The organism is Curtobacterium caseinilyticum (assembly GCF_030363035.1).
Classification (GTDB): domain Bacteria; phylum Actinomycetota; class Actinomycetes; order Actinomycetales; family Microbacteriaceae; genus Curtobacterium; species Curtobacterium caseinilyticum.
Window position 1 is genome coordinate 169,325 of sequence record NZ_JAUCMN010000004.1, and the last position, 26,439, is coordinate 195,763.

Below are 26,439 nucleotides of genomic sequence, written 5' to 3' on the forward strand. Positions count from 1 at the left end.
GGGCCTCATCGCACCGCACTCGTTGGGTAGAGTTTGTTCGCCCGAAAGCAATCTTTGATAGGGGACCGCTCCCGTGCACGAAACACCTCGACCGCTCGTCTCCGCAGTGGTCCCGACCTACAACGTGGCGGAGTACCTCCCGGCGTTCCTGCAGTCCATCGACGCGCAGACCTCCGACCTGAGTGCGATCGAGTTCATCGTCGTGATCGACGGGTCGCCGGACGACAGCGCCCGCATCGTGAAGGACTGGGCCGCGAGCAACGCCTTGGACGTCCGTGTCATCGAACAGGAGAACCAGGGCCTGTCGGGAGCGCGGAACACCGGTCTCGCAGCGGCTCGCGGGGAGTGGGTGACCTTCCCGGACCCCGACGACGAGATCGACCCGCGGTACTTCGAAGAGGTCGAGAAGTTCCTTCGACTGCACGGCGCCGCCGACGTCCCGCGCCCGCTCAACCTGGCGGCGGCCCATCAGCTGCGGCTGCTGCCGTCAGGTGAGATCGTCGACAACCACCCGCAGCGGACACGGTTCAGGCTGGGTTCGCGAATCGTCGACATGTCGGTCGAGCCGATCATCCAGCTCTCGGTGAACTCGTCCTTCATCCGCATCGATCTGCTCCGCAGCACAGGGATCACGTTCGACCACCAGGTCCGTCCCACCTTCGAGGACGGGCACCTGACCGCCCGCTACCTGCTCGAGACCGGCAGTCACGACATCGGTCTCATGGCGTCGGCGAAGTACCGCTACCGTCTGCGTGGCGACGGCAGTTCCTTGGTCGAAGGCGGTTTCACGAAGCCGGAGAAGTACACGAACCAGGTGGAGTTCGGCTACCTCGACCTGCTGCGACGCGGCGCGGCGCAGCCGGAGGGCATGCCGCGCTGGCTCGAGAACCTGGTGCTGTACGACCTGCACTGGTACTTCAAGGGTGAGCAGTCGGTGCACTCGACGACGGCCGGCGCTCCGAAGCACGTTCTCGGGCGCTTCCACGAGTTGATGGAGGAGATCCTCGGGCTCATCAGCCGTGACGCGGTCCGGAGCTTCGACCTGACCGGCATGGAGTACGCGGTCCGGCATGCCCTGATGTACGGGTACGACCCGGAGGCCCTGCGGCACGAGTGGGTCCGACTCAGCGATGTGGACGAGTCTCGTCAGCAGGTGAAACTGTCCTACTGGTTCACGGGCGAGCTGCCGGTCGAACGGTTCTCCGTCGACGGCACGGACGTGCTGCCGCTGCACGAGACGGTGCGTGACTACTCGTTCTTCGACCGCGTGCTCGTGCGGGAACGCCATGTCTGGCTGCCTCGGGGGCGTCGCGTCGCTGCTTGGCTCGACGGCGACCGGAAGGTCTTCACCCGGTGGAACCAGAACGGGAACCCGGACACCCTGACACCGGCGATGCTCAACCCGGCCATCGTGGCACTCCGCCGACGGGTGAACAGCCGGTTCACCCCGGTCGACGACCTCAAGCAGCACGCCCGTGCGCGTGCAGGCAAGGCCTACCGGAACCTGCGCGCGAAGCTCACCAAGCGGAACATCGAGGACGAGACGCTCGAGTGGATGGTGCGCGCTCCGAAGACTCGACGCCTGTACGAGCACGCTTGGGTCTTCATGGACCGTGACACCGATGCGAACGACAACGCGGAGCACCTGTACCGATGGGTCCGGAAGAACCGTCCGGAGGTCAACGCGTGGTTCGTGCTCCGCAAGGACTCCCCGGACCACGAGCGGCTCGAGCGCGAGGGCTTCCGGCTCGTGGAGCCCGGGACGATGCAGTGGAAGATGCTGCTCCTGCACGCCGACCACTTCGCCTCGTCGCACGCGGACCACTACGTGACCGACCCGCTCGACCGGCGGCGGTACGGTCGTCACCACTTCAAGTTCACCTTCCTGCAGCACGGCGTCATCAACTACGACATGTCGCGCTGGCTGAGCTGGAAGGCGTTCGACCGGTTCGTGACCACCACGAGGCCGGAGTACGAGGCGATCGCCGGGCACGGTCCGTACTCGTTCTCCTCGCACGAGGTGGTCCTCACCGGGCTCCCGCGTCACGATGCGTTGCAACGGAAGCGTGAGACTGCCGCCGAGCAAGACCTGATCGTGATCATGCCGACCTGGCGGCAGTGGCTGCTCGGCGATCGGGTCGGGACGTCCAACGATCGCCAGAAGATCGCGGACTTCGGAGCGACGGAGTACGCGCAGCAGTACGCAGCGCTCCTCGCATCGCCCGAGTTGGAACGCCTCGCTCGTGAGCACGGCAAGCAGATCGCGTTCATGCCGCACCCCAACATCAAGCAGTACCTCGGCGAGTTCCGGGTCCCGGCGCACGTCCGGCTGTTCAGCTACGCGGACGAGAACGTCCAGGACGTCGTGGCGCGCGCCGCGGCGTTCGTGACCGACTACTCGTCACTCGGCTTCGAAGCGGCGTTCGTCGACGCCCCCCTGACCTACTTCCAGTTCGACAGCGACCGGTTCTTCGACGGCACCCACGTCGGCCGACGCGGCTACTTCGACTACGAGCGCGACGGGTTCGGCCCGGTCACAGCGGACGTAGCCGGAGTCGTGCGGTCCATCGAGTCGATCGCAGCCGACGGATGGGTTTCTCCGCCTGAGTACCGGGCACGGACCGCCGCGACGTTCCACACGCGCGACGGCCGGTCGTGCGAGCGGGTCTTCGAGGCGATGCGGACCCTCGATGTGATCGAGGGCAGCGGCACAGCGGCGCTGTCCGAAGCAGTCGCCGAGACCGGGGACGGTACCGCGGAGCTGGACCCCGCGGTGCCCCTCGACCAGCAGCTGTGACGGCTGCCCCGGAGGGCACCGTCCCGATGCTCTCGGTGGTCGTCCCGGCGCGGAACAGCGCGCTGTGGATCGGCGAACTGATCGAGAGCATCGCGGTGCAGGGCGTCTCCGGGCTCGAGATCGTCCTGGTGGACAACGGGTCCGTCGACGGGACGGCCGCGATCGCGACGGGAGCGGCCGGTGCCGGTGCCTCGGTCCGGGTGGTCCGGTCGGCGGCGCTCAGCGCGGCCGCAGCGCGGAACGAGGGCGTCGCGGTGGCGAGGGGCGAGTACCTCGCCTTCGCCGATGCCGACGACCTCGTACCGGACGGAGCGTACCGCAGCATGCTGTCCTCTCTCGAGGCGAGCGGGTCGGACATGGTGATCGGCGATCACCTGAAGTTCGCTCCGGCCCGCACGTGGAGTCCCACCGAGCGGTGGTGGCCGTTCGACCGTCACATCACGGCGGCTCGTCCCGTCGACGTGCCGCAGCTCCTCTCCGGGCGTGCCTGCTGGAACCGCATGTTCCGGCGGTCCTTCTGGGACGACTCCGGCCTCAGCTTCCCTGAGGTGCCGAGTCTCGAGGACGTGCTTCCCATGACCCAGGCCTTCGTCCGGGCTCGAACGATCGACGTCGTGCCGGAGTGCGTCTACCTGTACCGCGATCGAAGTGGTGATGCGTCGTTGTCACGTCGGGCGGACCTCGAGTCGACGCTGCGTTACTTCGAGCAGGAGCAGCGGTGCGCCGAGGTGACGGCGGGTTCGGACGTCCTCCGGCATCAACACGCCGAGATCATCCTGGATGCCGACGGATGGGCGCACCTCGACCGCTTCTTGCGCACCGAGCCGTCGAGCGCTGCCGTCGCCGAGGTTGCGGCCGCCGCGAGATCGCTCCTCGAAGGCTCGGCGGCCGCTCGGGTCGACGACGTGCCCGCGCAGCGCCGCGTCCTCTGGCTCCTGGTCCTGCACGGCCTGTTCGACGCCGCGGTGCACTTCGCCAGGACGACCTTCGAGGCAGGAGCCGAGACCCGCATCGGCGCGTGGGTCCGGGCCGTCGTCGACCTCGCTGCAGTCGACCCCGCTGCGGCTCGGGCGCTCGCGTCCGAAGGGCTGGTGCCGACCTTCGTCAACGGAGCGGACGGCCTCGACACCGCAGCGGTCCAGAGCGCCGTCCACGGGCTGGGACGGGTGGATCCGCGAACAGACGCCTCCGAGTTGGAGCACGCGATGGCGAGCGCCATCACGACGGCGGATGGGGCTCTGGTGCGGAGGGTGTCGGCTCTCCGTCACGTCGTTCCGCTCGTGGTGTCCGAGGTCTCCGCCACGGAGAGCGGGCTCGCGGTGTCCGGGAAGGCGTCCCTCGGCGTCGTCGGACTCCACCCCACACTCGTGCTCGACGGGCCGACGCACGCTGAGACTCCCGTGCGAACCGTGTCGACCTCCGACGGCTGGTCGGCCGAGATCTCCGCATCGATCTTGCCAGAGCGAGGACGGCACGGAACGACGGTGACCTTCCAGGGAGTCGAGGGGTCCTTCCCGGTCGTGACCGCCCGGATGCCGCTCCCGCCGCTCGAGGACCGCTTCCCGCTGCAACCACTCGCCGACCGCAGGAACGGTTGGCGGTTCCTGATCGACCGACGGTTGCCGAAGCGGAGCGTGACGGGACTGGCAGCGCGCCTTCGTGCGCGGCTGGGACGGGTCCGCTGAGACCGAGCGGTTCAGCGTGCGGTCAGTGACGACCCCGCAGGACGGCCGTGTGCGCCGCGTGCTCTCGATCGTCCTGGGGGGACTCGTGGTCCTGGTCGGACTCCGGTGGCATCGGTGGGCGACGGCAGGCCACCACACTCGCGTCGGAGTCCACCACGGCGACTCGTTCGGGGCGCGCCGTCCGCGTCGCCGTCGTCGGAGACTCGCTCAGCGCCGGCCGCTCTCGCTCCCTCGGCAACGGGCTCGACGACGAGACCTGGATGACGTACGCAGACGGCGACGGGATCGAGTTCGCCGGTGGTCGGGCACGCGCTGGAGCTCGCCCCGAGCGGATGGCAGCTGCAGTCCGTCCCGTGGGCTCGACGGACGTCCTCGTCGTCCTCGCTGGGACGAACGCGGTCCTGCACGAGGAGACCGTCGCTGACGTGTCCGCTTCCCACGAGCAGGTCGTCGCCACGATCGGCGCCAGCCGAGTCCTGGTGTCGGCGATCCCGCCGTACCCGCAACACGCGGATGCTGCACGGTCTACAACCAGGACCTCCGCGCACTGTCGGAGCAACGGGGTCGGACCTGGGCCGACCCCTGGACGGACCTCCTGGACGGGAGCGTGTGGGCCGAGGGGGGGGCCAGCGCGGACGGGATCCACCAAGCCGGTCCCGAACAGTACGCGGTGCTCGGTCGGGCCTTCCGTGAGCTGATCGTCGCGAACGCTCCGATCGGACGTGCTCCGCTCTCGTGATCAGACCTCCGCGACGACCTCGCTCAGGAGCCCCGCGTACCGCCTCGACAGGGCGAACGGTGCCAAGCGCCGGCTGAACGCCTCGGCGGCATCGGCAGCGCCCTCGCCCGGCACCTCGGCCAGTACGCCGGCGACTGAGCCCGCGGGGTCCGCCGTGTCGTACCACCGCACCCACCCCTCGTCCCCGAACTCCGCGCGCAGGTGCGGCTCGTCCGCCAGCACGGCCGGCACCCGGAAGGACGCGGCGAGGTGCAGGCTGCCGGAGTTGAGCACGCGCCGGTAGGGGAAGACCGCGACGTCGGCCGCCCGGAACCACCGCTGCACGTCGACGTCCTCGACGTGGTCCGTCGACCGGACGACCCGGACGTCGTCGCCGAGCACCCGGTCCACCGCGTCACGGTCCTCGGGGGCCGTGCGACCCGCGAGCAACAGGACGGGGCGCACGTCGGCCGGGAGACGCCGGACCGCCTCCACGAGCACGTCGAGCCCCTTGTAGGGTCGCACCTGCCCGAAGGCGAGCACGGCAGTGTCCGACGCGTCGAGGCCGAGCGCGGCGCGGGCCTCCGCACGCGTGACCGACGCCGGGTACACGCCCTGGTAGCTCGGGTGCGGGATGTGCACGACCCGGGCCGGATCCAGCTCGTAGTACGGGGCGACGGCAGCAGCGGTGTCCCGGTTCATCACGTGCACGGCGTCCGCGACGTCCGCCAGGTACCGGTTCAGTTCGAGCTCGAGGTCCAGGTGCCGGGCGTCGTGGGGGAGCACGTTGTGGATCGTCCAGACGAGCCGGGCGCCGCGGGAACGAGCTGCGTCGACCGCGCCGCGGAACCGGTCGAGACGGGCCCGGGCTGCGTCGAGGTCGTCGTCCGCCCGCTGCACGATCGGAGCGGTCCAGTGCACGTGGAACACGTCCCCGGCGCCGAGGTGCCCGAGGTGCTGTTCGAGCTGTTCGAGCCGGAGCACCTCGACCACGTGCCACCGCGCGGCCCGAGGGGCGAGGAGCATGAGGTTCAGGAAGGGGTTGTCCCGGTAGGCCGGGAACACCACGAGGGAGCGATCGGGCACTGCCCGATCCTACGGTGCGGCGTCAGTCGAGCGTGGCGACGATGTACTCGGCCTCGTGCAGGACCGAGCAGAACGCCAGCCCCTCGTGGTCGAGCGCATCGCGCTTGCGGATGACTGCACCGCACACCACGCACTTGGTCGTGAAGGTCGACCGCATGGCATCGGAGAGGAGCGACATGACCACATCGTGCCCCCGCCGGGTGAACAGCAGGCCTCGCCAGCCTCGGTGTCTGGTGAACGTCCCCGAAGCATCACCTCCAGAGACGACGGACCCTCGCGTCAGAGCGCCCGCAGTACCCCGTCAACGCCGTCCGGAGCCGTCACGACGACCGCGAAGTCCCCGTCGAAGACGTCCTGCCCCGACGCCGCCCACACCACGTTGCGCGCACCGGGCTGCGGCACCCAGGGCCCGGTGGCACCGGGGTCCGAGGTCACGGCACCACCGGTACCAGCACCAGCACCAGCACCAGCACCAGCACCACCACCAGCACCACCACCGACGAACACCGTCACGTCGTCGAGCCCGCTCGACCCCCGGTACCAGGACGACGGCTGGTCGACCTGCACCAGGTGCCCGGCACGCTCGAGCGCAGCCACCAGTGCCGCCACGTCCGAAGGACGCGACCCGTCGTGCTTGACCGCCACCCGGAACGCCGTCGCACCCTCGCCCCGGACGACGACCGGCCGCGACGACCGGACCGCCACCGCGTGCCCCTTCGGCATGCCCGGCTCGACCCCGGCGTACCGCAAGCCGGCGGCGTCGTACCGGTCGACGGCGTCGGCGGCCGGGTAGGCCCCGCGCCACCGCTCGTCGAACACCCGACGGTTGTCGATCCGGGCGTCGTCGCGTCCGGGAGACCGGCTCTCGTGGTGCACGACCACGGAGGACGGCACGACGACGAACGTCGAGCCGGACGGTGACGACGCGAGTGCCCGGAGGCACAGGTCGACGTCCTCGAGCCCGTTCGCGTACACCGGGTCGAACCCGTGCCACCGGATCAGGTCGGCGGCCCGGAAGGCGGCCGCAGCGGCGGTGATCGCGGAGAACCGTCGGGCCCAGGGTGCTGCGAGGGCACGCACAGCGTCGTGCCGCGGGTGGTCGCCGAGGAAGTGCCAGGGCAGCGTCTTGTCGCCCCCGAACACGGTGCCGGCGGCCTGGACGACCCCGTCCGGGTAGAGCAGCAGGGGCTGGGCACCGAGGACGGCCGGGTCCTCCAGCGCTGCGCGCAGCGGTGCGAGCCAGCCCGCGGTCACCTCGGTGTCGTTGTTGAGCATGACGACGGTGCCGCCGGAGGACCGGGCGAGTCCGAGGTCGCTGCCGAGCGCGAAGTTCCGGTTCCGGTCCTCGCGCTGCAGCACGACGCGCGGCTCGTCACCGAACCACGTGTCGAGGATCGCCGACACGGACCGCGGGGATCCGTTGTCGACGAGCACGACCTCGACGCGGTCGCCGTCGTGGTCCGCGGCGCCGAGGACGGTGTCGACGGCGCGCCGGGTCATGGTCCAGTCCCGGTACACGGGCACCACGATCGACGTCAGCGCGGCGTCGCGCGTGGGCGCCGCGGCAGCGAGGGCGTCCCAGTCGATCCGGTGCGCGGCGAGGGCGACCTCCTGCCACGACGCCGGCTGCCCGGACGACACGCGACGGGCGTCCCGAACGTTGTCGTAGTCGACGCCGATCACCGGCACGTACCGGGGGACCCCGAACCGCTCGCCGATGCGGAGCAGCCACTCCCAGTCGATCCAGCGCCGGAGCGTCTCGTCGAAGGGCCCGACCGCCGCGGCGACGTCGCGTCGGACGACGAGCGCGTTGAGGTCGATGAAGTTGCCCGCGAGCAGGTCCTCGAGCGTGCCGTCCTCGCCCCGGTACGTCTCGACCGGAGCGGTCGCGTCGTCGGCGTTGTTCGCGCCGACCATGCGCAGTGCGGTGTGCACACCGGCGCCGTCGTCCTGCAGCAGGGCGGCGAGGGCCGCGGCGAGGTGCTCAGGGCGCCACGTGTTGTCCGCGTCGAGGAACGCCACGTAGTCACCCCTGACCGCGGCGAGTCCGGTGTTCCTGGCCGCGCCGGCGCCACCGTTCGGCCGCTCGACCAGCCGGATGCGCTCGTCGTCCCCCGCGGCGCGACGGACCGCGTCCGCCAAGTCGTCACCCGAGCCGTCGTCGACGACGATGAGCTCCCACGCCGGGTACTGCTGGGCCTGCACCGAGGCGATCGCCGCACCCACGACGTCGGCCCGTCGGTACACCGGCAGCACGACCGACACCAGCGGCTGCTCGACGTCGCGTCGCTTCGCGCCGCGTGCGTACCGCGCGAGCGCCTCGGCGGGCGCCGGGCCGTCCCAGGCGGACCGGTACCGCTTGCGGGTGCGGTGCTGCGCCGCGGCGAACGCGCGGGCCCGCGACAGGGCCGCGTCGCGTGCGGCACCCCAGGTCGGTGCGGGGCCGCGTCGGCCGGGAGGCACGGGGAGCGCCGTCGCGTCCGTCGCGTCCCGCAGGAAGTCGCGGAGGGCGTCGAGGGTCGACGCGGGGCGCCGTCCGGCGGGCAGCGTGGTCGCGTGCACACCGGCGTCGAAGAGCGGCCCGGTCTGGAACAGCTCGGGGCCCTCCTGGTGCAGGGCGTCGTACCAGGACATCGTCGCCACGGGCTGGTGCTCGCGCATCCACTCGTGCTCGATCAACGGGCTGAGCGACAGGCCGCGCTGCCCGTCGTTGTGCACGTAGAACGCGATCGCCTCGTCGTCGGTGGCGAACGTCCGACCGGTCTGGGCCTCGAGGTACTCGCGGTCGAGGACCCCGAACTCGGCGATGCGCCGTGCCCACCGGTCGAGCCGGTCGGTGACGGTGAGCGGCTTCTCGGGGCCCCGCAGGCCCCGGGCGAGCCGTCGGGCGACGCGACCGATGCCGCTGCGCTCGGCCATCAGCGCCGGCCCGGCAGTCGCGAGGCCACCTTGGCGATGGCCTGGCCGGTGCGGAACGACCGGCTCGCCCGCAGGTCGTCGAGCTCACGGCGCAGGCGCGTCACCTCGTCGGCGGACGCGGACGCACCGGCCTCGGCCGCGGCGAGGTCGAGCGGCAGGAACGCCGCCCACCGGCGCTCGAGGAACGCCGAGGTGCCCTCGAGCGGCGCGAGCATGCTGTTCTCGATGCCCTCGCGCGCGGTCTCGAGCTCGTCGGGCGTGACTTCGTCCGCGAACGGACGGACCAGCTCGGCGACGCGGTCGGACCCGGCACGGACCCGGGACGACGACCACGGGACCGTCGTCGACCCCGTCCGTACGACCACCCAGTGGGCGGCCCGCCGGTTCGCGAGCACCAGCTCGGCCGGCGTCGGGTCGACGAGCACCTGGACGGTGACGAGGTCGTCGGGGGAGGGCTCGTCAGCGGTGACCGTCCACCCGGCGGGGGCCGACGTGCCGGCGGGGAGCCGTGCCTCCAGGGCGAAGCCGTCCCCGAACGCGGCGTCGAGCGCGCGGACCAGGCCGGCCGCGTCGTCGACGTGGCGCAGGTCCACCGCGAGTCGCGGCGCCGGCCCGGCGGGCACCAGGACGTCGGCGAAGCGCTCCGTGGCGGTGGTGCCGTGCCGCTGGTAGGCGGCGACCGCGTCCGGCAGGAACGGGTACCGGCGTTCCAGCTCCCGCTGGTGGGCGGCGCGCAGCGCGTTCCGGTTGCCCGAGAAGCTCTTGCCGCCCGCGTGCAGGACGAGTGCGCGGTTCGCGATCTTGGCGAGCCACCCGTGCCGGGCGATGCGGAGGCAGTAGTCGTTCTCCTCGCCGTAGCCGGGGGCGAAGGCCTCGTCGAACAGGCCGTGCTCGGTGACCAGCTCGCGCCGGGTGAGGAAGCAGAAGCCCATCGCGACGGGGAGCACCTGCGAGACGGGCAACAGCGGCGCGACCGCGGCGTGCACCGCGCGGGTGCGCTCCTCGGTCCGCGCGGCCCCGCGGTTCGTCAGGCGGTAGGGGATGCTCGCGATCGTGGCGTTGTCGCTGCGGGCCGTGACGACGCCGGTCCGGTCCTCGTCGAGCACGGCGAGCATGGCGTCGAGGAAGCCGGCGGTGGGGACGGCGTCGCTGTTGAGGAGCAGCACCGCCTCGCCGACGGCGCCGGTGTCCAGCTCGGTGACGGCGCGGTTGCAGGTGCCGACGAAACCGAGGTTGTGGTCGTTCCGCTCGTACCGGAAGCCCGGGTGGTCACCGATCCGCTCGAGCAGCGCGCGTTCGATCGTGTCGGCGTCGGGCCCGCAGTCGTTGAGGAGCAGCACGCGGTGGCGGTCGGTGTCGAGGTGCTCGACCAGGCCGTCCACGCAGCGGAGCAGCGAGTCGAGGTCACCGTACACGGGGACGACGACGAGGGTGGTCCGGCGCGTGGCGGCGCTGGCCCCGGACCCGGACCCGGACGCGGTGGTGCCGGCCGTGGGGTCGGTCGGGGTGGTGTCGGTCATCGGGTCGGCTCCTCGAGTTCGGTGGCCAGGGCGTCGACGGCGGCGTCGAGCGGACCGCCCAACGCGCCGGCGGTGAGCGGCGTGAACGCGGTCGGGCCGTCGGCGGCGGCACGGCGGACGGCGTCGGCGACCGCGAGGCCCAGCGACCGGGGATCGGCGGGGACGGCCGTCAGGTTCGGGTGCAGGTGCGCACGGGTGTCGCGGAACTCGTTCGTGACCACGCGGGCACCCGAGATCGCGCCGTCGAACGGCGGGTGGCTCGGGTGCGGACTGTGCTGCAGCGACAGGACCACGTTCGTCGACGCGATGAACCGGAAGTAGTCGTCCCACGGCATCGTCCCGTGCGACACGAGCTTCACGTCACCGCGCCCGCCGTCGAGCTCGACGTCGCCGTGCTGCTCTCCGGCGGAGTGGAACTCGACGCGGAGGCCGTCCTGCTCGAGCTCCTGCACGGCGACCCGGAGCGCCGCGACCCCGACCCGGAACAGGTTGCGGTGCTTGCTCGGCCGGCCGTAGAAGAGGACCCGGACGACGCCCTCGTGCTGCCGGGCCCCCGCCACCCGTTCGAGCAGCTCCAGGTCGAGGTGCGGAGCGAACGAGCGTTCCGCCGGCACGTCCAGCTCCTCGACCTCGCCCAGGTAGCGGCGCAGCGGCTCGGAGTTCACGAGCATACGGAAGCCCGCGCGGTAGGTCGACGCGGCGACGGCGTACTCGGTGGACCAGGGGCTGAAGCCGGGTTCGTAGTCCTGCACGAGGTAGACGACGCGCTCACGGGGGACCACCCCGGCCGTGACCGCCACGTCGAGCGGGTGCGCGGTCTTCCAGTGCGTGGCCACCCAGACGTCGTCGCGGCCGAACGTCGTGTCGAGGACGTCCTCTCGTCGGACGACCCGGACGCCGGGACGCCCGTCCACCCTCGAGTCGGGGAAGCGGTCCGCGACCAGGGCCTCGGCGGCGGCGGCGCTGTTGCCCGGCGTCGTCCACCGCACCATCACGACCCGCACCCGGCGACCGAGGCGCTCGCCGAGGGCCAACGCGACGGCCAGGGCGGTCTGCACCCCGGCGAAGGCGGCCCCCTCGCGCAGCTCGTCGACCACCAGGACGACCTCGGGCGCGCGGTCCTCGGTGCGGATGCCGGCGAGGGCCAGGCTCGTCTCCACCAGCCCCTCGTAGGGACGGGCGCTCCGCGGGGCCCGCTCCCGCTCCCGTCGGGCGACCCCGACGTCGACCCGGGACACCGTCCGGCCGAGTCGTTCGCGGACGTCGTTGCGGTAGTGGCCGTCGCGGGCGTACCGCTCGTTCACGCGGACCAGGTCCGCGACGAGGCGCCGTGCCTTCTCGAAGTTCATCGGCGCTCACGTTACCGGGGCCGTCAGCCGTGCTCGGTAGGCTGAGTGCCCTGATGATGCAGCGAATCGACCTCCGTGGCGGCCTGCCCGCCCGTGCCGACCTCCTCCGCCTCATGCCCCGCGCCGTCGGTGACGTCTCCCACGCCGTCGACGCCGCGCGCGAGCTCGTGGACGCCGTGCGGCACCACGGGGCTCCGGCACTGCGCGACCAGGCCGAGCGGTTCGACGGGGGAGCGCCCGAGCACGTCCGCGTGCCGGCGGCCGAGATCGCCGCCGCCGTGGCCGGACTCGCACCCGAGCTGCGGACGGCCCTCGACGAGGCCATCCGCCGCGTCCGTGCCGCGAGCGCCGCGCAGGTGCCCGCCGGCTCGGTCACGACGCTGGCGGACGGCGCCGAGGTGCACCAGCGCTGGCAGCCGATGCGCCGCGTCGGTCTCTACGTGCCCGGCGGCAAGGCCGTCTACCCCTCGAGCGTCGTGATGAACGTCGTCCCGGCGCAGGTCGCCGGCGTCGGGTCCATCGCCCTCGTGTCCCCGCCGCAGCGTGACCACGGTGGCCGCGTGCACCCGACGATCCTCGCCGCCGCGGGACTGCTCGGCATCGACGAGGTCTACGCGATGGGCGGGGCCGGCGCGGTCGGCGCCCTGGCGTACGGCGTCGCCGAGATCGGCCTCGAACCCGTCGACCTGGTCACCGGACCGGGCAACAACTACGTCGCTGCTGCCAAGCGCCTGGTGCGCGGCGTGGTCGGCATCGACTCCGAGGCCGGGGCGACCGAGATCCTCGTGATCGCCGACGACACCGCCGACCCGGGCTTCGTCGCGGCGGACCTGGTGAGCCAGGCGGAGCACGACGAGCAGGCGGGCAGCGTGCTGGTGACCACCTCGGCGGCGTTCGCCGACGCGGTCGAGGCGGCGATCCCGGAACGGGTGTCGGCGCTCGGGACGGCTGCGCGCCTCCAGACCGCACTCGACGGACCGCAGTCGGCCGTCGTGCTGGTCGACTCGCTCGCCGACGCCGCGACCGTGAGCAACGCCTACGGGCCGGAGCACCTCGAGATCCAGACGGCTGACGACGACGCCGTGCTCGCCGACATCGACGCGGCCGGAGCCGTCTTCGTCGGGCCGAGCACGCCGGTGAGCCTGGGGGACTACCTGGCCGGGTCCAACCACGTGCTGCCGACCGGCGGCCAGGCGCGGTTCGGGTCGGGGCTGTCGGCGTCCACGTTCCTGCGGCCGCAGCAGGTCATCCGGTACACGCCGGCGGCGCTCGCCGAGGTCGCACCGCACATCGTGGCGCTCGCGACCGAGGAGCAGCTGCCCGGCCACGGCGCTGCCGTGACGGAGCGGACCGGCCGGGCCTGATCGTCCACAGGGTCTGATCGTCCACAGGGCGTGATCGTCCACAGGTCTGTCGTCCGGCCCCTGGCGGGGGCGGCGAGCCGATAGCCTTGGGACCGACATGTTCTGCCCCTTCTGCCGCCACCCGGACTCCCGCGTCGTCGACTCCCGCACGAGCGACGACGGCACCTCCATCCGTCGCCGCCGTCAGTGCCCGAACTGCGGGCGCCGGTTCTCGACGACCGAGACGGCCTCGCTCAACGTCGTGAAGCGCAACGGCGTCACCGAGCCGTTCAGCCGCGACAAGATCGTCTCCGGCGTGCGCAAGGCCTGCCAGGGGCGCCCGGTCACCGACGGTGACCTGGCCGTGCTGGCGCAGCGGGTCGAGGAGACCGTGCGTGCGTCTGGCTCGAGCCAGATCGATGCGAACGACATCGGCCTCGCGATCCTGCCGCCGCTGCGCGAGCTCGACGAGGTCGCGTTCCTCCGGTTCGCGAGCGTCTACCAGGCGTTCGACACGCTCGAGGACTTCGAGGACGCCATCGCCCAGCTGCGCCTCGACCACCACGCGGCGGAGTCGGCCGGATCGGGCACGTCGGGCAGCGGCGCATGAGCGGCATCGCCGAGCGGGTCGTCCGGCGGGGCTACGCGGTCGTCTTCCGGACGGTCTTCGCGAACATGGACCCGGAGCGGGCGCACCACATCGCGTTCGCCGTGATCCGGGCGCTGCCGAAGGTGCCGTTCCTGAACGGTGTGGTGGAGCGGTACTCGCGCCCGTCCGCCGCCGACGGGGTCACCACGATGGGGATCCACTTCCCGTCGCGGTTCGGCCTCGCCGCCGGGTTCGACAAGGACGCCAGGGGGATCGCCGGACTCGGACTGCTCGGGTTCGGGCACGTCGAGGTCGGCACGATCACCGCGAAGCCGCAGCCCGGCAACGAGAAGCCCCGGCTGTTCCGGCTCATCGCCGACCGGGCGCTCGTCAACCGCATGGGCTTCAACAACCACGGTGCCGCTCGGGCCGCGCGTCGACTCGAGCGCGCGCGCCGGAACCCGGGCCGACCGGTCATCGGCGTGAACATCGGCAAGAGCCGGGTCGTCGCGGTCGAGGACGCCGTCGACGACTACCTCGAGTCGACCCGGCTGCTCGCCCCGTTCGCCGACTACCTGGCGGTCAACGTCAGCTCGCCGAACACCCCGGGCCTGCGCGGCCTGCAGGAGCTCGACCAGCTGCGCCCGCTGCTCTCCGCCGTGCGCGACGCCGCGGGGCGCACGCCCGTGCTCGTGAAGATCGCGCCGGACCTGACCGACGAGCAGATCGACGCCATCGCCGGACTCGCCGTCGACCTCGGGCTCGACGGGGTCATCGCGAACAACACGACGATCGCCCGCACGGGGCTCGTGACCCCGGCCGCCGAGGTCGAGGCCATGGGCGCCGGCGGGCTCTCCGGTGCACCGGTCGCCGAGCGCTCGCTCGAGGTCTTGCGGCGCGTGCGTGCGGCGGTACCGGCGGACTTCTGCGTCATCGCGGTCGGGGGCGTCACGAGCGAGCAGGACGTGCAGGACCGCATCGACGCGGGGGCGACGCTCGTGCAGGGCTACACGGCGTTCCTCTACGAGGGGCCGACCTGGGCGACCCGGATCAACCGCCTGCGCCGGCGCCGGCTGCGGCGCGCAGCGCGCTGACGGCTCGGTCGACCGAGACCCACCCGACGGGAGGCGCGGTGCCAGCTGGCACCGCGCCTCCCGTCGGTCGTCGGCCCCGCCGAGCGGGGCGCTTCGCCGCCGTGACGAACCACGGACGCGACATCGAACCAGGTGCCGCGGCTGGTTCGACGTCGGGATCGTGGTTCGACTCGACCGCCGTCGCTCGGCCGAGCGTCGGGCCCGGCCGAGCGTCCGACGCCGGAGAGCGCCGGGGCGACCGCTGTCGAGCGTGCACGACGTGCCGCTCACGTTCGTCGGTCGGGCGATTCCCGTCGCGACGGGCGTCGAGCGTGACGGTAGCGGGGCCCGCTCGCGCGCCCCATCGGGAACGACGGAGCGCCGCCCGGCTCGGCCGGACGGCGCTCGACGCGGGAGACCCGCGCGTGTCAGAGGGTCGGGTACTCACCCCGACGGACCTGCGGCTTCGGCAGGCGCAGGAAGCGCAGCTGCCACGCGCGGGTCAGGATGTAGAGGAACGTCCCACGCTGCATCTCGCCGAACTTCGCCGTGAGCTTCTTGCGCAGCGACAGCCAGAGCACGACGCAGTCGAGCACGAACAGCGCCACGAACGCCCACACGAGCAGCAGCGAGTACGACGCGAGCACCGTCTGCGCGGCCGCGAAACCGACGATGAGGAAGAGCACGAGCACGGGCATCATGACCTCGCCCACGTTCCACCGTGCGTCGATCCAGTCGCGCACGAACTTCCGCTGCTCGCCCTTGTCCTTCGCGGGGAGGTAGCGCTCCTCGCCGTTGGCCATGCCCACCCGGGCCTTCTCGCGCTCGGAGTTCAGCCGCGCACGCGCTGCCTTCTTGTCCTGCGGGCTGTTGCCGACGAGGGGGCGACGGTTGGCGGCCTCGCGCTCACGACGCGACGGCGTCGGACGGCCCTTCCCCGACTCGAGGAGTTCCTCCTCCGACGGGTTGACGGTCGTGTTGGTCTTGGGGGCTGCCTTCGCCACGGTGCGTTCCTGACTGCGGTTGCGTGCTGGATCTCCTCTAGATTACGGGACATGACCGACACCGACCAGCACAGCTCCGCGACCGACCCCGCGCTCCTCGACGCCCTCCGCGAACACGTGCAGGGCGGGCTCCCGACCACGATCGCCGACCTCTCCGCGCTGGTCCGGCTGCCGTCGGTGTCGTGGTCGGCCTTCGACCCGGCGCACGTGCAGGCGAGCGCGGAGGCCGTCGCGGACCTGGCCCGCTCGACCGGGGTCTTCGCCGAGGACGCGGTCCGCATCGTCCGCTCCGCCGTCGACGGGGACACCGCCACCGCCGACGCGGACGGGCGCGAGCTCGGGCAGCCCGCCGTCCTCGCGGTCCGTCCGGCGCGGAACGGCAGGCCCACCGTCGTGCTCTACGCGCACCACGACGTGCAGCCCCAGGGCGACGACGCCCTCTGGGACACCCCGCCGTTCGAGCCCACCCTGCGCGGCGACCGCCTGTACGGCCGGGGCGCCTCCGACGACAAGGCCGGCGTGATGACCCACGTCGCCTCCCTCCGTGCGCTGCACGCGCAGTTCGGCGACGACCTCGAGCTGGGCGTGGTCCTGTTCGTCGAGGGCGAGGAGGAGTTCGGCTCCCGGTCGTTCCGCACGTTCCTCCGCGAGCAGCGGGAGCACCTGGCCGCCGACGTCATCGTGGTGGCGGACAGCGACAACTGGTCGACCGAGGTCCCGTCGATCACGGTCTCCCTCCGCGGCAACGTCACGTTCAAGCTCGCCGTGACGACGCTCGAGCACGCGAGCCACAGCGGCATGTTCGGGGGAGCGGCGCCCGACGCCGTGATCCCGATGGTGCGCCTGCTCGCCTCGCTGCACGACGACGCCGGCTCGGTCGCCGTCGAGGGGCTCACCGCGTACGACGCCGACGTGCCCGAGCGCTCCGACGCCGAGCTCGCGTCGGACGCAGCGCTGCTCGAGGGCGTGCAGCCCGTCGGCACCGGCCCCGTGCTGTCGCGCATGTGGTTCCAGCCGTCGATCACCGTCACCGGGCTCGACGTCCCGAGCGTCGCGAACGCATCGAACACGCTGCTGCCGACCGTGGCCGCGCGTGTCTCGGTGCGCGTCGCCCCCGGACAGTCCGCGACCGACGCGTACGCCGCCGTCGAGCGTCACCTCCGCGCCCACGTGCCGTTCGGCGCGAAGCTCGAGATCACCGAGGTCGACACCGGTGACGGCTTCCTCGTCGACACCGCCGGCTGGGCCGTCCAGGAGGCCCGCACCGCCATGCACGAGGGCTGGGGCAACCCGGCCGTCGAGCAGGGCATCGGCGGATCGATCCCGTTCGTGTCGGACCTCGCGGCCGAGTTCCCCGAGGCGCAGATCCTGGTGACCGGCGTCGAGGACCCCGACACCCGCGCGCACAGCCCGAACGAGTCGCAGCACCTCGGCGTGCTGCACCGGGCGATCGCCTCCGAGACGATCCTGCTGGCCCGCCTGGCCACGCGCGCCTGACGACCCGCGGTCCCGTCCGGTCGCTGCAGTTGCCGCGACCGGCGGACCACCGGACGGGAGGCCCGTGGCGACGCCGCCACGGGCCTCCCGCCCGTCGGCGCACGCGCCCCTGTGGACGGCCGGCCCGTCCTGTCGGCGGGCGTGCTTAGAATCGGACCAGGCGCGGTGACCGACACCGCCCGGAGGGAGACGCGCGGATGAGCGACACCATCATCGACAACGCACCGGCGACGGACGCACGCACGCACGGCGTCGCGCTCAGCGACGCGGCCGCGGCGAAGGTGGCGAGCCTCCTCGAGCAGGAGGGCCGCGACGACCTCCGCCTGCGCCTCGCGGTGCAGCCGGGCGGCTGCTCGGGCCTGATCTACCAGCTGTACTTCGACGAGCGCCTGCTCGACGGCGACGCCACGGCCGAGTTCGGCAGCGGTGTCGAGGTCGTCGTCGACAAGATGAGCGTCCCGTACCTCGACGGCGCGACGATCGACTTCGAGGACACGATCCAGAAGCAGGGCTTCACCATCGACAACCCCAACGCGCAGGGCAGCTGCGCGTGCGGCGACAGCTTCCACTGACGCTCGGCGGGCGGCTGTCCGCACACCGAACCGACACGCGAGCGGGGAGTGACCGATCTGGTCGCTCCCCGCTCGTCGTCCGTGGCGGCGTCCACGCCCGCTCGGACCGGGGGAAAGGGGCGTCCCGCACCCGCGGATCCGGTCCCGGAGCGTGTCGGGTGTGCGCGAGCTGTCGTCGGCTGCGAGTAAGCTAGGAGTGTTCCAACCAAGCTGGGAGCCAGCAATGCGCGGCCTCCGTGCCGATGGTGGCGCGCCCGAGGCATCCGTGCCCGTGGCGGGTCCGCCGCCGACTCCCGTGCCATGTACTCCGAGAGGTAACAGTGCGTTCGAATCGCCGTATACGTTGGGCGGCCGTCCCGGTGGCCGTCGGTCTGGTCATCGCACTGGCTGGCTGCACGCAGCAGCAGATGAACGGATGGCTCCCCGGCACGGAGGAGACCAAGGACGTCACGAACCACACCAGCCGCATCGTCGGCCTGTGGACCACCAGCTGGATCGTGCTCCTCGCCGTCGGTCTGATCGTCTGGGGCCTCGTCATCTGGGCCGCCATCGTGTACCGCCGCCGCAAGGGCCAGACCGGCCTGCCGGTGCAGATGCGGTACAACATGCCGCTCGAGATCTTCTACACGATCGTCCCGCTCATCCTGGTGCTCGGCTTCTTCGCCTTCACCGCGAAGGACCAGTCGGCGATCGAGAAGCCCTTCGACGACCCCGACGCCACGATCCACGTGTACGGCAAGCGCTGGGCCTGGGACTTCAACTACATCGACAAGGACAACCCGCAGGACAGCGTCTACTACCAGGGCATCCAGGCCCAGGAAGAGGAGAACGGCGACGGCGCGATCGACGAGTCGCAGCTCCCGACGCTCTACCTGCCGGTCGGCAAGAAGGTCGAGATCGAGCTCTCCTCGCGCGACGTCGACCACTCCTTCTGGGTCATCGACTTCCTCTACAAGAAGGACATGCTCCCGGGCAAGACCAACTACGAGTACTTCATCCCGCAGAAGGAGGGCACCTACCAGGGCAAGTGTGCCGAGCTCTGCGGTGAGTACCACTCCCTGATGCTCTTCCAGGTCAAGGTCGTGTCGGACTCCGAGTACCAGCAGTACCTCGACACCCTGCGCGAGCAGGGCAAGGTCGGTCTGCTCGGCAACGAGTACGACACCAACACGAACGAACCGAACAACCAGGCGCCGGTCGAGGCGTCGAGCGAGAACAAGTAGGGGCTCGTCAGATGACAACGTCACTCGTCGGCCAGCCGACAGCGCCGACGACGCCGGACTTCCAGGCGTCGAAGGTCGGTCGGAAGGGCAACATCATCGTCCGGTGGATCACCTCCACCGACCACAAGACCATCGGGTTCATGTACCTGATCGCCTCGTTCATCTTCTTCCTGCTCGCAGGTGTGATGGCGCTCGTGATCCGTGCCCAGCTCTTCGAACCCGGCCTGCACGTGGTCGCGACGAAGGAGCAGTACAACCAGCTCTTCACGATGCACGGAACGATCATGCTGCTGATGTTCGCGACGCCGCTCTTCTCGGGCTTCGCGAACGCGATCATGCCGCTGCAGATCGGTGCGCCGGACGTCGCGTTCCCGCGTCTGAACGGCTTCGCCTTCTGGCTCTACCTGTTCGGCTCGCTCATCGCCGTCGGTGGCTTCCTCACCCCGCAGGGTGCTGCCTCGTTCGGTTGGTTCGCCTACGCACCACTGAGCGACACGACGTTCACACCGGGTCTCGGTGGGACGCTCTGGGTGTTCGGCCTCGGCATGACCGGCTTCTCGACGATCCTCGGCGCGGTGAACTTCATCACGACGATCATCACGATGCGCGCCCCGGGCATGACCATGTTCCGCATGTCGATCTTCACGTGGAACACCCTCGTGACCTCGCTCCTCGTGCTCATGGCGTTCCCGGTCCTGGCTGCCGCGCTCTTCGGCCTCGGCCTCGACCGCGTGTTCGACGCCCAGATCTACAACCCGGCCAACGGCGGTGCCCTGCTCTGGCAGCACCTGTTCTGGTTCTTCGGCCACCCCGAGGTGTACATCATCGCGCTGCCGTTCTTCGGCATCGTCTCCGAGGTCTTCCCGGTCTTCAGCCGCAAGCCGATCTTCGGGTACAAGACCCTCGTCTACGCGACCATCTCGATCGCGGCCCTCTCGGTCACGGTGTGGGCGCACCACATGTACGTCACCGGTGGTGTCCTGCTCCCGTGGTTCTCGCTCATGACGATGCTCATCGCGGTCCCGACCGGCGTGAAGATCTTCAACTGGGTCGGCACCATGTGGCGCGGTTCGGTCACGTTCGAGACCCCGCTGCTCTGGGCCGTCGGCTTCCTGATCACGTTCACCTTCGGTGGACTCACCGGCGTGATCCTGGCGTCGCCGCCGCTCGACTTCCACGTGTCCGACTCCTACTTCGTCGTCGCGCACTTCCACTACGTGGTCTTCGGCACCGTCGTGTTCGCGATGTTCTCCGGCTTCTACTTCTGGTGGCCGAAGTGGACCGGGCGCATGCTCAACGAGCGCCTCGGCAAGATCCACTTCTGGCTCCTGTTCATCGGCTTCCACACGACGTTCCTCATCCAGCACTGGCTGGGCGTCATCGGCATGCCGCGTCGCTACGCGACCTACCTGCCGAACGACGGGTTCACCTGGATGAACCAGCTGTCGACGATCGGCTCGATGATCCTCGCGATCTCGTTCCTGCCGTTCATCTTCAACGTCTACGTGACCGCGCGGAACGCGCCGAAGGTCGCCGTGAACGACCCGTGGGGCTACGGCCGCTCGCTCGAGTGGGCCACCAGCTGCCCGCCGCCCCGCCACAACTTCACGTCGATCCCGCGGATCCGTTCCGAGTCCCCGGCATTCGACCTGAACCACCCGGAGGCCGGTGTGCCGATCGGTGTGGGTCCGGCGAAGGACGCTCCGGACGCTCCGACCTACGACGCCGCGAAGGGCGAGGTGAAGTAACGCCATGCGCGCCAACACCAACCTGTTCTGGATCCTCTTCGTCTTCTTCATCCTGGCGGATGCGGCCTACACGATCTGGGCCCTCATCTACTACGGACGGCCCGAGTGGGTCGGCACCGTGGCGATCGGCCTCACCGGGATCATGTCCGCGTTCATCGCGTTCTACCTCGGCAAGGTCATGTCCTCGCAGGGCGGCGTGCTGCCCGAGGACCGTCCGGACGCCAACATCGAGGACGGCGACGCCGAGCTCGGGCACTTCAGCCCGTGGTCGTGGTGGCCCATCCTGCTCGCGGCCAGCACGGGCATCTGCTTCCTCGGTCTCGCGGCCGGCCTCTGGATCGTCCCGATCGGGCTCGCGCTCGTGACGGTCACCCTCGTGGGCTGGGTCTACGAGTACTACCGCGGCAACTTCGGGCACTGACCCGTTCGTCGCGACCCACCTGACACCTCGGGCGGCACCACATCCGGTGCCGCCCGACGTGTGTCCGGGGCCCGTACCCCGACCGGGCCGACTCTCGGCCTGGAGCGGGTATCCCGGACACACAGGGAATCAACCGGCCCGTGCGCGGCTTGACCCGTGCGGACCACGCAACCACAGCGAAAGGACTCACCTCCGGTGACCGACAAGCGCACCCTCATCATCTTCGGCGCGACGGGCGACCTCGCCTCCCGCCTGCTGCTCCCGGGGCTCGGAACGTTCCTGCAGAGCGGTCGAGCGGTCCCCGTCCAGCTGATCGGTACGGGACGCAGCGCCCGCAGCGCCGAGCAGTGGAAGGACGTCGTGACCAAGTCCTTCGCGTCGCAGGACGTGAAGGGCCCGGAGGTCGACGCGACCCTCGAGTCGACGACGTTCATCCAGGGCGACCCGACCGACCCCGCGCACCTCAAGGCGCTCCTCGACGCGGCCGAGGCCGAGCCGATCCTGTACTTCGCCCTGCCGCCGCAGATCGCCTCCGACATCTGCGAGGCGCTGCAGGGCGTCGAACTCCCCGAGGGCACGACCCTGGCGTTCGAGAAGCCCTTCGGTACCGACGTCGCCAGCGCCGAGGCCCTCAACAAGACCGTCCTCGAGCTCGTCCCCGAGGAGCGTGTGCACCGCACGGACCACTTCCTCGGTCGCACGACGGTGCTCAACATCATCGGTCTGCGCTTCGCCAACCGGCTGTTCGAGCCGATCTGGAACGCGGACAACATCGAGAAGGTCGACGTCTTCTACGACGAGACCCTCGGCCTCGAGAACCGCGCGCAGTACTACGACGAGGCCGGCGCCCTGGTCGACATGATCCAGTCGCACCTGCTGCAGATCCTCGGCCTCGTGACGATGGACGCCCCGGCGGCGATCGACGCCGTCGAGTTCCGCTCGTCCCTGGCCCGCGCGCTCCGCTCCACCCGCCTCAAGGGCGACGACCCGAAGGTCGCCTCGCGCCGCGCGGTCTACACGGCCGGCACGATCGACGGCAAGGAGCTGCCCTCGTACCAGGACGAGGACGGCGTCGACAAGACCCGCGGCACCGAGACGCTCGCCGAGATCGAGGTCGAGGTCGACACCGCCCGCTGGAAGGGCGTGCCCTTCACCCTCCGTTCCGGCAAGGCGCTCGGCGCGAGCCGCAAGGAGGTCCTCATCACGTTCAAGCCCGTGACGCGCCTGCCCTCCGGTCTCTCCGGTCGCCCGAAGGCGGACACGCTCCGCATCGTCCTCAACCCGGACGAGATCGAGCTGAGCGTCTCGGCGAACGGCGGCGGCAACCCGTTCGAGATGGGGCAGGTCACCCTGTCGTCGACCTTCGACGACGGCGAGCTCACCCCCTACGGCGAGGTCCTCAACGGCATCTTCCACGACGACCCGCTGCTCTCGATCCGTGGCGACGTCGCGGAGCGCTGCTGGGAGATCGTCGAGCCGGTCGTGAACGCCTGGAAGTCGGGCGAGGTCCCGCTCGAGGAGTACCGCGCCGGTTCGCGCGGCCCGGCGGACTGGGAGTCGTCGTCCTGACGGACGCCGTCACCTGACAGGACCACCTGACGGACGGGAGGCACGGTGCCAGCTGGCACCGTGCCTCCCGTCCGTCTGTCCGCACGTCCGCACGTTCCTTCCCAGAACAGGTGACGTACGAAGCGGGAACGGGCGTACCTGATGGTTCCGGACGACCAGGTACGCCCGGAACAGCCCGGTGTGCGCGGGACGACCAGGTACGCCGGACCAGGCCGGGACGGCCGGGTACGCCCGGGACGGACACCGGGCCGTGACGTCAGGAGGCGGAACCGGCCCGCCTGCCTGCGCCGGTCGACGACCGGGTGCCCCCGTCGTGGACGGCGAGCCGGGTGCGGTGCCCGGACGCTTCGCCCCGCGCACGCGCGATCGCGTCGGCGGCCGACACGAGCGTCAGGTGCGACAGCACCTGCGGCGTGTTCCCGATGTGGTGGCCGGTCGCGACGTCGATCTCCTCGGAGAGCATCCCGACGTCGTTCGCGTAGCCGACGAGCACGTCCATCAGACGCTCGGCGTCGTCGACACGGCCCGATGCGGCGTACTGCTCGACGAGCCAGAACGAGCACGCCAGGAAGGGGTGCTCGCTGCCGGAGAGTCCGTCGAACCCCGCGGTCGTCCGGTACCGCAGGACCAGGCCGTGGTCGCCGACGCGCAGGTCCTGCTCGATCGCAGCGACCGTTCCCGTCATCCGCGGGTCGTCGGCCGGCAGGTACCCGATCTGCGGCAGCACGAGCAGGCTGGCATCGACCTCGTCGGTGTCGTAGTGCTGCCGGTAGCTCCCGCGCTCGGCGTTCCAGCCGTGCTCCTCGATCTCCGCGCGGACCTCGTCGCGGAGTGCCCGCCAACGGTCGACCGGGCCCTCGAGCCCGAACTCCTCGACGGCGGCGACCCCGCGGTCGAACGCCGCCCAGGTCATCGCCCGCGAGTGCGTGAAGTGGCGGCGTGGGCCGCGCATCTCCCAGATGCCGTTGTCCGGCTGCCGCCAGTGCTCCTCGACGTACCCGAGCAGGGCGCGCTGCAACGCCCACGAGTCGGCGTTCTCCTCGACGCCGAGCTCCCGGGCGTCGTGCAGGGCGGCGAGGACCTCGCCGAAGACGTCGCCCTGGTACTGCGTCGAGGCGCCGTTGCCGACGCGGACCGGGACCGAGTCGAGGTACCCGGGCAGCTCGTCGATCGACCGCTCGGGCAGTTCCCGTTCACCGGCGATGCCGTACATGATCTGCACGTCCGCGGGGTCGCCGGCGATCGCGCGGAGCAGCCACCCGCGCCAGTGCGTCGCCTCGTCGCGGTAGCCGTGCGCGATGAGCGACGCGAGCGCCAGGGACGCATCGCGCAACCAGACGTAGCGGTAGTCCCAGTTGCGTTCCCCGCCGGGGTCCTCCGGGAGGCTCGTGGTCGCGGCCGCCACGACGCCGCCGGTGTCGCCGTGGGTCATCGCGCGGAGGAGCAGCAGGGAGCGTCGACTCGCCTCGGCGTACGGACCCTCGGTGTGCGCCGTCGCCATCCAGTCGCGCCACCAGCGCTCCGTGCGGTGCAGCGCCGCGTCGGCGTCGAGCGGCTCCGGCGGCTCCCGGTGCGACGGGTACCAGGTGAGCACCGTGTCGACGACGTCGCCGTCGTGCACCGTGACGGTCGCGGTGTGCCGGTGGTCGTCGGCGCGGAACCGGACGCCCCGGACGACCACGGAGCCCGGGCCGGCGGTCGCCAGCAGGGCGGGGTCGTCGTCACCGCCGATCTGGCGGACCCACGGGAGCGCCCGGGCGTAGTCGAAGCGGATCCGCAGCGTCTGCTCGACCTCCACGGAGCCCTGCAGGCCACGGACCCGGCGGATGATCGCGGCGCGGTGCGATCCGACGGGCATGAGGTCGGTGACCTCGACGACCCCGGTGCTCGTCGTCCACACGGTCGACAGGACCAGCGTGTCGCGGAGGTGGCGCCGGGTGCTCGTCGCGGCGGGGTCGGTCGGGCGCAGTGACCAGTGGCCCTGCTCCTCGGTACCGAGCAGCGACGCGAAGGTCGACGGGCTGTCGAAGCGGGGCAGGCACGCCCAGTCGATCGTGCCGTCGCGTCCGACGAGGGCGGCCGTGCAGGTGTCGCCGATGAGGGCGTGGTCCTCGATGCGGTTCGGCGGGGTCGCGGTGCTCATGGCTCGATCCTGGCACCGCGGCGGCGGGCAGGGGTCGGCAGCGCTGAGGGTCCCCTCAGCCGCTCGCCCCGACCGTCCTCGTCAGAGCGGCGCGGACGGGTCCGCGTCGACGAGACCGACGCGCGAGAGCTCCGACCACATGCCGGCACCGTCGGGGGCGTACACCCACGGGGCGGAACCGGCGCGCGTGCGCTCCTGGGCTCGCGAGCGGCCGCCGGCGAGGACCGCCTCGCTCGTGGACAGCTGACGGATCGCGACACCGGCGACGTTCTCCGGGTGCTCGCGGGCGAACTCGCCGTAGAGGGTCTCGTCGTGCTGCCCGTCGTCGCCGACCAGGAGCCACTGCACGTCCGGGAAGTCGCTCGCGAGCCGACGCAGGTTCTGCTGCTTGTGCAGCTGTCCGCTCCGGAAGAACCGGTCGTGGGTGGGGCCCCAGTCCGTGAGCAGCAGCGTGCCGGACGGGTACATGTTGCGCGTCAGGAAGCGCTGCAGGGTCGGCGCGACGTTCCACGCGCCGGTCGACAGGTAGACCGTCGGTGCACCCGGGTGCTGGGCCAGGATGCGTTCGTAGAGCACGGACATCCCGGGGACCGGACGCCGGGCGTGCTCGGTCAGGACGAACGAGTTCCACGCTGCGAGCATCGGGCGGGGGAGCGAGGTCACCATCACCGTGTCGTCGATGTCGGAGAGCAGACCGAAGCGTGTCGACGGATCGACGATGAAGACGTCGGCCTCGACGTCGCGCATCCCACCGGCCGAAAGGCGCACGGTCTGCCACCCCGGTTCGAGGTCGATCGGGACCTTCGCGTCGACCACGCCACCGCGGTCGGACTGCACCACGTGCGTGGTCCCGCCCGCGGTCACGGTGACCTCGGCGTCGTCGACCGCGACGCTCGTGAAGCTCCGCCAGCCGCGCACGCCGTAGTACGAGGCGTCGGACGCCAGGCCGCGTCGGGTGAGCAGGACGCGGCACAGCACGCGGATCCAGCCCGGTGCGCCGTAGCCCGTGTAGGGGATCACGGTCGGGACGAGCCCGCGGCGCCGGGCCCGGTGCTCCCGGAACTCCTGCACGGCGTCCTCGATGCGGGCGGCACGGTGGAGGATCGGCTCGGCCAGCGACAGCTCGTGGGGAGTCGGGTCGGGCATGGGCCCATCCTTCCACGCGACGGCTCCGGAAGACGGT

At 71.2% G+C, this 26,439-nt stretch carries 19 protein-coding genes; 11 read left to right on the forward strand and 8 right to left on the reverse strand.

The window, feature by feature from the left end; translation table 11 throughout:
- The first annotated feature begins 73 nt into the window (after positions 1-73).
- Positions 74-2,797: a bifunctional glycosyltransferase/CDP-glycerol:glycerophosphate glycerophosphotransferase gene (locus QUG93_RS07500; RefSeq protein ID WP_289473304.1), complete on the forward strand. Its 2,724-nt coding sequence runs from the start codon at positions 74-76 to the stop codon at positions 2,795-2,797.
- Positions 2,794-4,482, forward strand: coding sequence for a glycosyltransferase family 2 protein (locus QUG93_RS07505; RefSeq protein WP_289473305.1), 1,689 nt, complete (start codon positions 2,794-2,796; stop codon positions 4,480-4,482). The genes QUG93_RS07500 and QUG93_RS07505 overlap by 4 nt, the downstream gene beginning before the upstream one ends.
- A gap of 739 nt (positions 4,483-5,221) precedes the next feature.
- On the opposite strand, the gene QUG93_RS07510 is transcribed toward QUG93_RS07505, so the two are convergent.
- The 5 genes from QUG93_RS07510 to QUG93_RS07530 form a co-directional block, all read right to left on the reverse strand.
- A complete protein-coding gene (locus QUG93_RS07510; RefSeq protein WP_289473306.1) occupies positions 5,222-6,286 on the reverse strand; it encodes a glycosyltransferase in 1,065 nt (354 codons plus the stop codon).
- A gap of 22 nt (positions 6,287-6,308) precedes the next feature.
- Positions 6,309-6,464, reverse strand: coding sequence for a hypothetical protein (locus QUG93_RS07515; RefSeq protein ID WP_289473307.1), 156 nt, complete (start codon positions 6,462-6,464; stop codon positions 6,309-6,311).
- A 101-nt stretch (positions 6,465-6,565) separates the two neighbouring features.
- Positions 6,566-9,205 (reverse strand): glycosyltransferase family 2 protein, encoded by a 2,640-nt coding sequence (locus QUG93_RS07520; protein ID WP_289473308.1) that lies wholly within the window; start codon positions 9,203-9,205, stop codon positions 6,566-6,568.
- Positions 9,205-10,725 (reverse strand): glycosyltransferase family 2 protein, encoded by a 1,521-nt coding sequence (locus QUG93_RS07525; RefSeq protein ID WP_289473309.1) that lies wholly within the window; start codon positions 10,723-10,725, stop codon positions 9,205-9,207. Before QUG93_RS07525 ends, QUG93_RS07520 begins: the two co-directional genes overlap by 1 nt.
- Positions 10,722-12,074: a rhamnosyltransferase WsaF family glycosyltransferase gene (locus QUG93_RS07530; protein ID WP_289473310.1), complete on the reverse strand. Its 1,353-nt coding sequence runs from the start codon at positions 12,072-12,074 to the stop codon at positions 10,722-10,724. Before QUG93_RS07530 ends, QUG93_RS07525 begins: the two co-directional genes overlap by 4 nt.
- A gap of 53 nt (positions 12,075-12,127) precedes the next feature.
- Here QUG93_RS07530 and hisD point away from each other — a divergent pair, with 53 nt between their 5' ends.
- From hisD to QUG93_RS07545, 3 genes are all read left to right on the forward strand, one after another.
- Positions 12,128-13,438 (forward strand): histidinol dehydrogenase, encoded by a 1,311-nt coding sequence (gene hisD / locus QUG93_RS07535; protein ID WP_289473311.1) that lies wholly within the window; start codon positions 12,128-12,130, stop codon positions 13,436-13,438.
- Between the two features lie 97 nt (positions 13,439-13,535).
- Positions 13,536-14,027: a transcriptional regulator NrdR gene (gene nrdR / locus QUG93_RS07540; protein WP_289473312.1), complete on the forward strand. Its 492-nt coding sequence runs from the start codon at positions 13,536-13,538 to the stop codon at positions 14,025-14,027.
- Entirely contained in the window at positions 14,024-15,100 is a 1,077-nt protein-coding gene (locus QUG93_RS07545) for a quinone-dependent dihydroorotate dehydrogenase (RefSeq protein WP_289473313.1), read from the forward strand. Before nrdR ends, QUG93_RS07545 begins: the two co-directional genes overlap by 4 nt.
- A gap of 407 nt (positions 15,101-15,507) precedes the next feature.
- Here the strand turns inward: QUG93_RS07545 and QUG93_RS07550 are convergent, their stop codons facing one another.
- On the reverse strand, positions 15,508-16,083 hold the full coding sequence (locus tag QUG93_RS07550) for a DUF3043 domain-containing protein (protein WP_289473314.1): 576 nt from the start codon (positions 16,081-16,083) through the stop codon (positions 15,508-15,510).
- 51 nt (positions 16,084-16,134) lie between these two features.
- On the opposite strand from QUG93_RS07550, the gene QUG93_RS07555 reads away from it, so the two are divergent.
- The 6 genes from QUG93_RS07555 (at position 16,135) to QUG93_RS07580 (ending at position 23,113) form a co-directional block, all read left to right on the forward strand.
- Entirely contained in the window at positions 16,135-17,580 is a 1,446-nt protein-coding gene (locus QUG93_RS07555) for a dipeptidase (RefSeq protein ID WP_289473315.1), read from the forward strand.
- 197 nt (positions 17,581-17,777) lie between these two features.
- A complete protein-coding gene (locus QUG93_RS07560) occupies positions 17,778-18,152 on the forward strand; it encodes a HesB/IscA family protein (RefSeq protein WP_289473316.1) in 375 nt (124 codons plus the stop codon).
- A gap of 320 nt (positions 18,153-18,472) precedes the next feature.
- Positions 18,473-19,375 carry an aa3-type cytochrome oxidase subunit II gene (gene ctaC, locus QUG93_RS07565; RefSeq protein WP_289473317.1) on the forward strand — a complete coding sequence of 301 codons (903 nt, stop codon included), beginning with the start codon at positions 18,473-18,475 and terminating at the stop codon, positions 19,373-19,375.
- An 11-nt stretch (positions 19,376-19,386) separates the two neighbouring features.
- Positions 19,387-21,123 carry an aa3-type cytochrome oxidase subunit I gene (gene ctaD / locus QUG93_RS07570; RefSeq protein ID WP_289473318.1) on the forward strand — a complete coding sequence of 579 codons (1,737 nt, stop codon included), beginning with the start codon at positions 19,387-19,389 and terminating at the stop codon, positions 21,121-21,123.
- A gap of 4 nt (positions 21,124-21,127) precedes the next feature.
- Positions 21,128-21,544 (forward strand): cytochrome c oxidase subunit 4, encoded by a 417-nt coding sequence (locus QUG93_RS07575; RefSeq protein ID WP_289473319.1) that lies wholly within the window; start codon positions 21,128-21,130, stop codon positions 21,542-21,544.
- A gap of 195 nt (positions 21,545-21,739) precedes the next feature.
- Positions 21,740-23,113, forward strand: coding sequence for a glucose-6-phosphate dehydrogenase (locus tag QUG93_RS07580; RefSeq protein ID WP_289473320.1), 1,374 nt, complete (start codon positions 21,740-21,742; stop codon positions 23,111-23,113).
- A gap of 256 nt (positions 23,114-23,369) precedes the next feature.
- On the opposite strand, the gene QUG93_RS07585 is transcribed toward QUG93_RS07580, so the two are convergent.
- Positions 23,370-25,256: a glycoside hydrolase family 15 protein gene (locus QUG93_RS07585; protein WP_289473321.1), complete on the reverse strand. Its 1,887-nt coding sequence runs from the start codon at positions 25,254-25,256 to the stop codon at positions 23,370-23,372.
- Between the two features lie 81 nt (positions 25,257-25,337).
- Positions 25,338-26,402: an App1 family protein phosphatidate phosphatase gene (locus QUG93_RS07590; RefSeq protein WP_289473322.1), complete on the reverse strand. Its 1,065-nt coding sequence runs from the start codon at positions 26,400-26,402 to the stop codon at positions 25,338-25,340.
- Positions 26,403-26,439 lie beyond the last annotated feature (37 nt).

What these genes read in the sequence shown, in the direction of transcription:
- QUG93_RS07555 (WP_289473315.1), top strand. Translation starts at nt 16,135, where the DNA reads ATGACCGACACCGACCAGCACAGCTCCGCGACCGACCCCGCGCTCCTC.
- QUG93_RS07525 (WP_289473309.1), bottom strand. Translation starts at nt 10,725, where the DNA reads ATGACCGACACCACCCCGACCGACCCCACGGCCGGCACCACCGCGTCC.
- QUG93_RS07515 (WP_289473307.1), bottom strand. Translation starts at nt 6,464, where the DNA reads ATGTCGCTCCTCTCCGATGCCATGCGGTCGACCTTCACGACCAAGTGC.
- QUG93_RS07575 (WP_289473319.1), top strand. Translation starts at nt 21,128, where the DNA reads ATGCGCGCCAACACCAACCTGTTCTGGATCCTCTTCGTCTTCTTCATC.
- hisD (WP_289473311.1), top strand. Translation starts at nt 12,128, where the DNA reads ATGATGCAGCGAATCGACCTCCGTGGCGGCCTGCCCGCCCGTGCCGAC.
- QUG93_RS07545 (WP_289473313.1), top strand. Translation starts at nt 14,024, where the DNA reads ATGAGCGGCATCGCCGAGCGGGTCGTCCGGCGGGGCTACGCGGTCGTC.
- QUG93_RS07590 (WP_289473322.1), bottom strand. Translation starts at nt 26,402, where the DNA reads ATGCCCGACCCGACTCCCCACGAGCTGTCGCTGGCCGAGCCGATCCTC.
- QUG93_RS07520 (WP_289473308.1), bottom strand. Translation starts at nt 9,205, where the DNA reads ATGGCCGAGCGCAGCGGCATCGGTCGCGTCGCCCGACGGCTCGCCCGG.
- ctaD (WP_289473318.1), top strand. Translation starts at nt 19,387, where the DNA reads ATGACAACGTCACTCGTCGGCCAGCCGACAGCGCCGACGACGCCGGAC.
- QUG93_RS07585 (WP_289473321.1), bottom strand. Translation starts at nt 25,256, where the DNA reads ATGAGCACCGCGACCCCGCCGAACCGCATCGAGGACCACGCCCTCATC.
- QUG93_RS07560 (WP_289473316.1), top strand. Translation starts at nt 17,778, where the DNA reads ATGAGCGACACCATCATCGACAACGCACCGGCGACGGACGCACGCACG.
- QUG93_RS07530 (WP_289473310.1), bottom strand. Translation starts at nt 12,074, where the DNA reads ATGAACTTCGAGAAGGCACGGCGCCTCGTCGCGGACCTGGTCCGCGTG.
- nrdR (WP_289473312.1), top strand. Translation starts at nt 13,536, where the DNA reads ATGTTCTGCCCCTTCTGCCGCCACCCGGACTCCCGCGTCGTCGACTCC.